Source organism: Curtobacterium sp. PhB142, from assembly GCF_004341255.1.
Lineage (GTDB): Bacteria > Actinomycetota > Actinomycetes > Actinomycetales > Microbacteriaceae > Curtobacterium.
Genome location: NZ_SLUT01000019.1, coordinates 1 through 9,205 on the forward strand (window position 1 = coordinate 1; position 9,205 = coordinate 9,205).

Annotated in this window: 13 protein-coding genes; 6 read left to right on the top strand and 7 right to left on the bottom strand. The window is 65.7% G+C overall.

What is annotated here, in order from left to right:
* Positions 1–201: 201 nt before the first annotated feature.
* Positions 202–453, bottom strand: a complete 252-nt coding sequence (locus EDF31_RS19605) for a hypothetical protein (protein ID WP_131847736.1) — start codon at positions 451–453, stop codon at positions 202–204.
* Positions 454–608: 155 nt separating this feature from the next.
* On the opposite strand from EDF31_RS19605, the gene EDF31_RS19610 reads away from it, so the two are divergent.
* The 3 genes from EDF31_RS19610 (at position 609) to EDF31_RS19620 (ending at position 1,636) form a co-directional block, all read left to right on the top strand.
* Positions 609–1,085, top strand: a complete 477-nt coding sequence (locus EDF31_RS19610; RefSeq protein WP_131847738.1) for a MarR family winged helix-turn-helix transcriptional regulator — start codon at positions 609–611, stop codon at positions 1,083–1,085.
* A 69-nt stretch (positions 1,086–1,154) separates the two neighbouring features.
* Positions 1,155–1,364 carry a hypothetical protein gene (locus tag EDF31_RS19615; protein ID WP_131847740.1) on the top strand — a complete coding sequence of 70 codons (210 nt, stop codon included), beginning with the start codon at positions 1,155–1,157 and terminating at the stop codon, positions 1,362–1,364.
* Entirely contained in the window at positions 1,364–1,636 is a 273-nt protein-coding gene (locus EDF31_RS19620) for a hypothetical protein (RefSeq protein WP_131847742.1), read from the top strand. The genes EDF31_RS19615 and EDF31_RS19620 overlap by 1 nt, the downstream gene beginning before the upstream one ends.
* Before the next feature lie 165 nt (positions 1,637–1,801).
* Here the strand turns inward: EDF31_RS19620 and EDF31_RS19625 are convergent, their stop codons facing one another.
* The 3 genes from EDF31_RS19625 to EDF31_RS19635 all read right to left on the bottom strand — a co-directional run bounded on the left by EDF31_RS19625 (position 1,802) and on the right by EDF31_RS19635 (position 5,250).
* Positions 1,802–2,752 carry an AraC family transcriptional regulator gene (locus EDF31_RS19625; protein ID WP_165901518.1) on the bottom strand — a complete coding sequence of 317 codons (951 nt, stop codon included), beginning with the start codon at positions 2,750–2,752 and terminating at the stop codon, positions 1,802–1,804.
* A 473-nt stretch (positions 2,753–3,225) separates the two neighbouring features.
* Entirely contained in the window at positions 3,226–4,533 is a 1,308-nt protein-coding gene (locus EDF31_RS19630) for a DUF2254 domain-containing protein (protein ID WP_131847746.1), read from the bottom strand.
* Positions 4,534–4,536: 3 nt separating this feature from the next.
* A complete protein-coding gene (locus EDF31_RS19635; protein WP_131847748.1) occupies positions 4,537–5,250 on the bottom strand; it encodes a DUF4396 domain-containing protein in 714 nt (237 codons plus the stop codon).
* Positions 5,251–5,596: 346 nt separating this feature from the next.
* On the opposite strand from EDF31_RS19635, the gene EDF31_RS19640 reads away from it, so the two are divergent.
* Positions 5,597–5,881 carry a hypothetical protein gene (locus EDF31_RS19640; RefSeq protein ID WP_131847750.1) on the top strand — a complete coding sequence of 95 codons (285 nt, stop codon included), beginning with the start codon at positions 5,597–5,599 and terminating at the stop codon, positions 5,879–5,881.
* A gap of 57 nt (positions 5,882–5,938) precedes the next feature.
* Positions 5,939–6,208, top strand: a complete 270-nt coding sequence (locus tag EDF31_RS19645) for a hypothetical protein (protein WP_131847752.1) — start codon at positions 5,939–5,941, stop codon at positions 6,206–6,208.
* 26 nt (positions 6,209–6,234) lie between these two features.
* On the opposite strand, the gene EDF31_RS19650 is transcribed toward EDF31_RS19645, so the two are convergent.
* Both EDF31_RS19650 and EDF31_RS19655 read right to left on the bottom strand, forming a co-directional pair.
* Positions 6,235–7,143 carry an LD-carboxypeptidase gene (locus EDF31_RS19650; protein ID WP_131847754.1) on the bottom strand — a complete coding sequence of 303 codons (909 nt, stop codon included), beginning with the start codon at positions 7,141–7,143 and terminating at the stop codon, positions 6,235–6,237.
* Between the two features lie 52 nt (positions 7,144–7,195).
* The gene (locus EDF31_RS19655; protein WP_131847756.1) at positions 7,196–7,681 is read right to left on the bottom strand and encodes a GNAT family N-acetyltransferase; all 486 of its coding nucleotides are present in this window, start codon (positions 7,679–7,681) and stop codon (positions 7,196–7,198) included.
* 83 nt (positions 7,682–7,764) lie between these two features.
* On the opposite strand from EDF31_RS19655, the gene EDF31_RS19660 reads away from it, so the two are divergent.
* Entirely contained in the window at positions 7,765–8,307 is a 543-nt protein-coding gene (locus EDF31_RS19660; RefSeq protein ID WP_131847758.1) for a GNAT family N-acetyltransferase, read from the top strand.
* A 51-nt stretch (positions 8,308–8,358) separates the two neighbouring features.
* Here EDF31_RS19660 and EDF31_RS19665 read toward each other — a convergent pair whose 3' ends face one another.
* Positions 8,359–9,015, bottom strand: a complete 657-nt coding sequence (locus EDF31_RS19665; protein WP_131847760.1) for an HAD family hydrolase — start codon at positions 9,013–9,015, stop codon at positions 8,359–8,361.
* Positions 9,016–9,205 lie beyond the last annotated feature (190 nt).

The following is a 9,205-nucleotide window of genomic DNA, read 5'->3' on the forward strand; positions in this document are numbered from 1 at the left end:
TGCGCGCCGAACACACCCTGGTGCAGGGTGGAGAACCAGCAATGTGCGGCTGGTGAGCGCTCCGGGTGGTTCCCGGTCTGTGCAAGCTATTCGGCACCCGCACCGGACGAGTTGGGTCTTCCGACCCGCCGTTACAGTTCCGTTATCTTCACCGCGACCCATCACTGCTGACCGAGGTGCCTGGCGCACGCCCCGGTCAGGTCACTGCTGCGCGTGGAGGACGCGTTCGGCGTGGTCGGCGATGCGTTCGCTGATTTCGGAGGCGATCTCGTTGCTTGCTGCAGCAGAGCGTTGCTGCACCGCGCGCATCAGCCACAACAACTCACTGTCGAGGTCGGTGGCAGTTCGTGCTTCTTCGGTGCAGCGCGCAGCGCCTGCCCGCTCGAGGACGGCACGATCGCGGTGCGCGGCAGCATCGGATCGGCCGACATCGACGACCTCTTGCCAGTGCATGCAGCACCTCCAACCGGATCGCTACTCGAGGCGAGGTTGTTCTGTGGCCATGGTGCGCCATTGGTCAGCCCGAGGGAAGCGGATGCTGCCGCCGTTGACCGTCTGGGTCCTCCAGGATGCGGCCGTGCGACACTGGCCGACATGGGTAGGAGCTGATGAGCGTGGCGGGAGCGGGAGCAGTGCCTGCAGGGGTGCTGTTGCTGGAGTCCGTGAACCGGCTCCGGGTCGCGGAGATGATGCTGCAGAACCGTGCTCGGTCGCAAGTGGGGTTGACCGCGAACGAGCTCCAAGCGCTGCAATACGTCGCCGCCGCAGCGGCCGCCGGTGTCCCCGCGCATCCCCGCCAGATCGCGGAAACACTGGGTGTCACCGGTGCGGCTGTCTCCATGCTCCTCGACCGACTCGTGAAGCGAGGCCTGGTGCATCGTCAGCGGGACCCGGAAGACGGCAGATCCCGTGTGCTGTACCTCACGAGTCAAGCCAGAGCCGCCCTCGGCGCCGTCTACGGCGAACTCCCCGACGCCGTCCTGGAACTCCTCGACGCCGTCCCGACCGAGGAAGCACGGCGCATCGCAGCACTGGCCGCCGCCGTGCAGAACGTCCTCGATTCCACCGCACCAATGACCAGATAACGCTCTTCCTTCAAGAACTGAGTGAACTTGGGGCTGCGTTCCTACGCTTCTGCTGATGCACCGCCACCGGTGCGCGACGAGGTGAGGATCCGCAAGGTGAAGGTGAGTAGTGCCGCCGCACGCGCCAGCACGCCGTACGCGGCAGGCGAGGGTGTCGCGATGTTGCCGGAGGTTCGGCAGGCGCGTCGTGATCGCGTTGTGGCGCGTGTCGCGGTCGGGATCGCCGTGATCGCGACGGCGCTGTCCGCGTTTGTCATGGTCGTACTGAGCGTGTCGTGATGGCCGCTCTCGACTCCGCTAGCTCGCTGTCGCTTCCAGGCGACGGTGCCCCAGCAATCGACGATCCGGCCCTCGAGACGGCTCAGCAGCCTGCAGCGCCCGGCGGCACGCGGATCCATCGGCAGCAATGGCACCGCCGGGGCCTGCGAGCTCCTGATGAGATCGCAGCGATCGTGTATGCGCGCCTGCATGATCTTCCCGACCCCGTGGAACCCGAAGATGACATCGTCGATCCCAGCTACGGCGACTTCTTCACAGGGCCGTCCGCATGAACGACCGTGACGGCGCAGCCGTTTGGTCTGAGGCCGCCATTGGCCGTGTCGCTTCACGGGGGTTCGTGTGCTGACCATCCCGGATGGGGTCACGCCGAAGCAGCGGGAAGTGTTCTATCGGCTCGTGGTTCTCGATCGTGCGTTGACGCAGCGGAGCGGTGCCGCTCAGGACGCGGCTCGAGCTGCGCGAAGCGTCTGGCTGGGCCGCTCCCCGAACTCAGCATGAAACGCGGCCGCGAAGCGACTCAGATGCGACATCCCCACCTGACGAGCTGCAGCAGCGACCGAGTCGACCTCCGCCGTGCTGAGCAGCCCGTGTGCCATCTGCAGCCGGATGCCGCGAAGATAGCCAAGCGGACTGGTCTCGTGCGCGCGCTGGAATGCGGACTGCAGCCCCCGCACGCTCATCCCGGCCGCCTCGGCTATCTCCTGCACCCCTATGGTCTCGGCCGCGTGTTCCAGGAGGAACGTTTCCGCGCGGGCGAGCCGCGCCCGTGCCGGCGAACTGCCATGGGCGCCGGCAGGCCAGTGCGGAATCGCGGTCAGCAATCCGGCAGCAGCGACACGAGTGAGCTCCTCGTCACGCTCTGCCGACACTTCGGCAGGGCCTTCGAGGATCTCGGCGGCAACTTGGCGAACCATCAACCACCACGCCGCGAGCGTGGAGCCTTCCGGAACATGGTGCGGCTTGAACTCCAACGGCTGCGGCTCCCAACCGCCCCGGGCCGCGGCGACGTTGCGCACCACAGTCCGGTCGATCCGCAACGTGTCCTGCTGAAACGACACCCAGCGAAAGGGTTCCGCGCCCTGATGGAACAGGATCGGCCGCCCGATCGGCGCTCGATGCTCACCGATCGACCCACGGCCGGACTTCAGCCACGTCACCACCATCTGGTTCCCGGTCCGGATCGTGCCGCTCACGACTCCGGTAGACGACGTCGACTCCAACGACAGCCGCTCGGACGCCACCACAGTTTCCTCGAACTGAAACGCAGCCCCGTCCACTTCAACCTCAAGCTCAATCGCGTCGTGCGTCCGCCCCAACGCCCGCTTCGCGACCGCCACATTCCCCGTCCGCACAACCCCGCGCGTCCGCTGCACTGTCTTCGTTTCCACCGCCCGATCGTCACCGTTACCGGACCAGACCGCAACAGTGACACGCACCCACGAACACGGCACACCGCCACACATCAGGACCAGCACGCTTCAGATACATGCCCGAGCACCTTCGACCGATGGCGCTGCGAACTCCCGCTGCATCACACCGGCTACCACGCCGCAACCACCCACGACAGCAGTACACGGTGGAACGACAACGCCACCGGCCGCGCATTCCCACACCTCAACGCAACCTCCACCGAATGCGGGCAGCACCGGAACGGGTCACGCTCGTGAAGAACCGCTGAAGGACTACCGATCTGGCCTGTCGGTCGCGGGTGACTCGGTGATCCCTCTGATCTCCCACCCTGGCGGCAACCGCGCGCCGACCAGCGTCATCGCCGCCTGGGCATCCGCCGCGACAACACTGATCTCAACCGCGCGGTCATCACCCGCACCGATTCGTGCAACCACGGCCACGACCCGGACGCTCACGATCCGGACTCCGACCCCACGATGCCGTCGTCGCCGGTCACGACATGGTTGGGGGTACCTTCGGTCAGATTGCGTCGGAGCGTGCGGATCGTGCGGATCGTCTGATCGAGGTGCGAGTGCCGCGTTGGAGGAGCGTGGTGCGTGAGTCGTTCGGCGAACCGGAGCGCGGCGGCGACGACGATCGGATGATCGCTGCCGTAGGTGCGGATGCCTTGGAACACGGTGTCGACGAGGACCTCTGGGGTCGGCCAGTGCGGGATCACCCGTGCGTTGCCGTCGGTGTCGAGGTACCCGGTGATTGCGGATCGGTCTCGCCACATCGGCACCATCGGAGTTGCCGCGAGATCAAGGGCGCTGACAGCGGTGTACGGGTCGTTCGTTCCACTCGCGAGCCCACGGACAGCGATCTCGACGAGCTGCTGCAACGCGAAGTCGACGTCCTGGAACGGCGTCCTCGCGGTTCCAAGGGTGAACGAAGCACGTAGGTGCTCGACGGAATCGTTACCGATGCCCTCCCCCGGTGCACCTGCAGGGACACAGACCCGCAGCAGCACGTCACCGGCGATCACGTATCGCCCAGGCATCGCCTCAATATCGACAACACGGTCCTGTCGAAACGCCCAGGCCGCGAGCCGCTCCCAGCGCACGGACTGCACGTACCCGTCCGCTGCAGCGGTGATGTCGATCCGCTGACCCTCCGGCACTGCGACCGGCCGTACCGTGATCCCTGAGTCGTCCGCAGCACGGTAGACGTGGTCGATCGCGTCGCCGAGGTCGCGTTGGACCTGTGTCTGCATTGACGTGATCTGCACGCTCGCAGCGATGTGGTGGATGAAGAACACCAGCACGCCGACGTCGAGGATGCCGAGGAGCACAGCGAAGTGCACGGCGATGACGGGAACGAACGCGGTGCCATCATCGACGTCGGTGTGCACGGATCGGAGCACGACGATCGCGTAGAGGAACGTCGACGTGAACGCTGCCAGAACGAACTGGTTTGACCGGTCCGCCATGAAGTTCCGCACCAGGCGCGGGCCGTACGTGGACGACGTGGTCGCGAGGACCGAGATCGTGATCGAAAACGACGTCCCAGCGACGGTGAGCATTGACGTGCCGATGGTCGTCAGGATCGACCGGCCACCGCTCGCGCTCAACGCGTCCAGGAACGCGACACGTGTGCCGCCAGCGCCCAGAACGACCTGATCGAGGGACACGAGCAGCTGCGCGGTGACGACGGCGGCGATGCCAAGAACTGCGGGGAGGAACCAGAACGATTCCCTGATGCGGAGGGACACGGTGCGCACAGCTCACATCTTCTCTTTGATACCAGCGCGGATGAGTGCCCAGTTCACCGGGTAGGCAGTTGCAAAGCCGGCGAGCATAGCGATCTGCATGACGAACCAGAACTCAGGCGAGACGACGTTTGCCCTGCCGCCGAACACAGCGGGAAGGACGAAGAACTGCGCCAGCGCCATCACGCCGTACATCCCGACCTGCCACGCCGAGATGGACAAAGTGTCCGCCTTGAGCGCTGCAATGAGGCCGGCGCGAAGCCCCAGGCTCCGCATCGGGGCGATGGAGAGGTACTGGAAGACGATACCGAGTGCGAACGCGAGGACGAAGTCGAGGATCCAGCCTGCGAAGATCTCATCCTGGTACCACCGGCCAAGTCCCACAAGGACACCAAGTGCTGGGAACGCAGCGAGCGAGAACTCGGCGACGAGGTCACCGATGGCGCAGCCAGCGCCGCAGTGGCTGGTGCCCGTCGCGACAGCCACCGTCATTGAGTGATTCCCAGCCGTCGACTCCGCCCCTCTCGGCGTTGCTCGTCCTGACCGGCGATAGAAGGTCAACCACGCGACGCTGCCGAAGAGCATCGTGACCGGCCACACCACGTTCATCACCGCCATGGCTTGCGGACGCCGGACCACATCGACCGTGACCCACACCGCGCAGAGGACCGCGACGATGATCGACAGCGAGGCGACCGCGCTGAACCACAACGGAAACATGCCCGTCATCGGACTGTCTCGTCGGAACCCATCACCCGACTCAACACCGCCACCGCTTCGTCGTCACGCAGTGCGCAGAACCGCTCCCGACGGGCTACGGCCCACTTCAACTGGCAGCTGCTTCGGATCCGACCATGGCTACTCGAATGCTTCTACCAAGGGCGCGGAAGCACAGTGTCTTACAGGATCATCCATTGATCTCAGCAGCCGGACCTACTCACCCCATTGCCCCCCGATCGCCCGGTGAAGGATCGGCTAACGGGCAGGTACGGGGAGCTCCTGCATGAGTATCCGCTTGGTCTTCTACCGGCGGTCGGGGTTCTGCGTACTTGTGATGGCGGGGTACCGTACCCGCATGACGTCCTGGTGGGATCGCACCGATCCGACAGACCGCCCGGAACTCACGAACCGCGCTCCCGCGGGGCTCCTCGCATCATGGTGGAACGTCATTGCGGGGGCCGCGTTGCTCGTCGGCTTGCCGGTGAACGTGCTCAGCGGCGGCTTCAGTCCAGCGCGCATCGCTTTCGCCCTGTTCGGCCTGGCGGTGATGGTGGCGATCGAGCTCGTCTTCTTGCGGAAACTCCTCCAGCGGATCGCAGGGAGGCGAGCCCTTCGAGCGGAGCGCGCCGACGAGGAGTGAGCGCGATGCCCGATCCGCTATCGGGCACCGACGAGCGTCTCCGTTAGGGTCGCGGTTGTGACCGAGTCGAAGCAGCGCAGCGTCATCGAGCGGTTCCTCGGGCGTCCGAAGCCCTGGATCGGCTGGGTGTGGGTTGCGTTGTCCGTCTGCTGGTTCGTTCTTGCGGTGATTGACCCATCACCGTTTCGATTCTTCATCGCTGCAACGTGGCTCCTCGTCGGCGTACTCAATCTCGTCGGCGCCTATGCGTATCGACGGCGAGTCCAACGGAACGAAACAGCGGCTGAGCCAACTCGGGCTTCGTCGAGTGACTCCACCACCCACTGAGCGAAGCTGGCACGTCCGCTAGCGGATCAGGTTCCGGACGGTGCGGAGACCGTCAGGCGTGCCTGATCGACGTCGAGGACGGCGTGCGTGCCGAGTGGCACGGTGACGAGGTCTTCGATGTGACCGAGGGGCAGGCCACCGAGCACGGGGACACCGAGCGCGTCGAGGTGGTCACGGAGCGTGTCGAGGATCGTCCAGCCGCGGTCGTCGTAGCCGGCGAACTGGTCGATGCTCCCGAGCGCGACGCCGGCAACGCCGTCGAGCGCGCCGGAGTACCGCAGCTGTGTCAGTGCCCGATCCACCATGCCCAGGCCCGCGGCGCGGTTGATTTCGAGGAGGAAGATCCTACCCGCGAGGTCGAGGTCCACGACCCCGACCGACCGCGCCAGCAACTCGAGGTTGCCGCCGAAGAGCGCCCCCTCCGCACGCCCCTCTGTGGTGAGCTCCGCCGAGAGGGCGCGATCGTCGGCGTCTACGACGGTGTGGGCGCCCTCCATAAGGAGCCGTCGGATGTGGTCAGCGTGAGCGCCGGCGATCGCACCGTGCAGCGTCGGGACGCCGGCAGCATCCCACACACAGTGCAGCGCGGTGATGTCGCTGTATCCGACCAGCACCTTGGGATCGGCGCGGAGGGCGTCGACGTTGACGTCCCGGACGATCCGGAAGCTGCCGCAACCGCCGGTGGACGCGATGATGGCTCGGACCTCTGGGTCTCGAATTACGTTGTTAAGGTCTGCGATCCGGTCGGCATCGGTGCCGGCGAGGTAGCCGCGGTGATCGAGTGCGTGCGGCGCAATGACTGCTCGCAGACCCCACGACTCGACCTGCTGGGCGATCCAACCAGGCACGGAGTCCTCTGGCCAGGACGCCGGCGAAACGATCGCGACGGTGTCACCGGCGAGCAGGGTGCGAGGTTCAAGCGTCGTTGCTTCCATGCCTCCGGACCCTATCCAGCACCTCCGTCACAGCGTCTCGCTAGCCGATCCGCTATCGAACGGCGAGTATTCGTTGGTAGACGACGAGAGACGGGTCGCGCCTCACCTCGATGAGGCCGTTCTTCTCGAGGACTCGCTGCGACGCGACGTTCTCGACGTCCGTGTCAGCGACCGCGATCTTCGCTCCACGCGTTGCAGCGTGCTGAAGGGCTATCTGAACGGCTTCCGTCGCGAGGCCAGCCCCTCGAGCTGAGGGAACGAGGCCGTAACCGAACTCCACCGTCCCTGTTTCGTCTGGCGGGCCGAAGAAGCCGAACCCGCCAACGGCAAGACCATCGGATCGACGCCGGACGAGGTACATACCGAAGTCGGGCTCCGCTTCTGGCTTCAAAGCGAGGGAGCGGAGTGGATCCAGCTCATCAGCGAACGGGTACTCGGGATGCCAGCGGTCACCAGGACGCTCGTCGCGCGCGAGGATGCGACGGGCCAACTCTGGTGAGATGACTTCGAGTACTGCTCGGCTGCCGAGGATGCTCACGTGACGAGGATCCCAGAGCCGGCGAACTTGAGCGCGACCCGCCGATGAAGGATCGGCAACTGAGACAGCCCTAGGATCACGGGATGCAGCTTGAGCGGCCGTCCGAACGGCTCTTCAGATCGTTCCAGCAGTCCATGCTCGAGTGGGAGGGCGCGCACCAGGACGGTGCCGGCATTCGTGACGCAGCCCTGTTGGCGACGGAAGCCGGATTCGCTGAGTGGGTGATGCAGCTGCGTGCCGAGGAAGACGTCCCAGCGGGCGAGGGGTTCGTCACCTGCAGCTACTACTGGATGGTCCAGGACGACGAGTACCTCGGAAGCATCGCGCTTCGCCACGAGTTCAACGATTTCCTCCGCTGTTACGGCGGCCACATCGGCTACAGCGTTCGGCCAAGTGCCCGACGCCGCGGCATTGCCAGTCAGGCGCTCCAGGGCGTCCTCCGAGCTGCTCACCACCGTGGTCTGCCGGAAGTGCTGCTTACCTGTGACCCGCAGAATCTCGGGTCCCGCCGCGTTATCGAGGGCAACGGTGGCCGGTTCGAAAACGAAGTGACCGACGCCGACGGACGAGTGTTCCAACGTTTCTGGATCTCGACCGAGGCTGGGCGCGCCGAGCCGCATCGCTGACCGATTGATCGCCGGGCACCCTTGAGCGCAGTCGCACCCGACTGCTGCTGATCAAGACGTAACCTGCACCTCGGCCGGCGGTCCAGCAACCAGCGCGTCGCTGAGGTCCGCCAAGGTGTCGAGTCGGAGGTCCGCGAGACGTACTTCCGGCCGTTCAGCGTGAAGGTGACCCCACGGCCCTCTTCGAATGAACGCGGTCCGCATGCCGGCAGCGCGTGCTGGTAGGACGTCGTTATCGAGGCGGTCACCGACGTAGAGGATCGACCCGGCCTCGAGGCCTGCCTCCTCGACGACGCGAGCGAAGAATTCGGGTGAGGGCTTCTCCACGCCCCACGCCGCGGAGGAAGCCAGGAAGTGCGGTGAGAAGCCGGCCGTGCGGAGCTGCGCTTCCACGCCCGCCGGTTGGTTCCCTGCAATGCCGACGACAAGGCCGCGCTCGTCGGCCGCACGAAGGCACGGCAGCGCGTCGGGATAGAGGTCTGCTTCCTCGATCAGCGCGCGCCCCGCGGGCCTCTCGACGCCGAGGAGCGCCCATACTCGGCGGTGGTCTTCACCACGCGCGATCAGCGCACCGAGCACTCCCATCAACGTGAACGGTGGGACGCCCGCCGCTTCCGCTTGTGCGGACCAGGCGCGCGACTCGTCGACGAGCGTCTCGCCGACGTCGAAGACGACGGCGAGGACTCCTGCGGGAAGCTCGATCGGCACGAGGCGATCCTCCCATCTGAACGGGCTCCTCCAGCGATCCACCAGGTGAGCAACCGCGTCCGGTAGCCCATCCTCAATCGAGACGGGCTCCGAAAAAATACACGACCCTCGAACAGGTTACATTTCCCACAACAAATATTACGATGCGGTAACGGGGTACGGGGTTCCAATCTCCTCGTCGGAGGGCGCC

Excerpts from the sequence above, each read along its gene's own strand:
- EDF31_RS19635 (WP_131847748.1), bottom strand. The coding sequence starts at position 5,250 with ATGACGGGCATGTTTCCGTTGTGGTTCAGCGCGGTCGCCTCGCTGTCG.
- EDF31_RS19660 (WP_131847758.1), top strand. The coding sequence starts at position 7,765 with ATGCAGCTTGAGCGGCCGTCCGAACGGCTCTTCAGATCGTTCCAGCAG.
- EDF31_RS19650 (WP_131847754.1), bottom strand. The coding sequence starts at position 7,143 with ATGGAAGCAACGACGCTTGAACCTCGCACCCTGCTCGCCGGTGACACC.
- EDF31_RS19605 (WP_131847736.1), bottom strand. The coding sequence starts at position 453 with ATGCACTGGCAAGAGGTCGTCGATGTCGGCCGATCCGATGCTGCCGCG.
- EDF31_RS19610 (WP_131847738.1), top strand. The coding sequence starts at position 609 with ATGAGCGTGGCGGGAGCGGGAGCAGTGCCTGCAGGGGTGCTGTTGCTG.
- EDF31_RS19620 (WP_131847742.1), top strand. The coding sequence starts at position 1,364 with ATGGCCGCTCTCGACTCCGCTAGCTCGCTGTCGCTTCCAGGCGACGGT.
- EDF31_RS19640 (WP_131847750.1), top strand. The coding sequence starts at position 5,597 with ATGACGTCCTGGTGGGATCGCACCGATCCGACAGACCGCCCGGAACTC.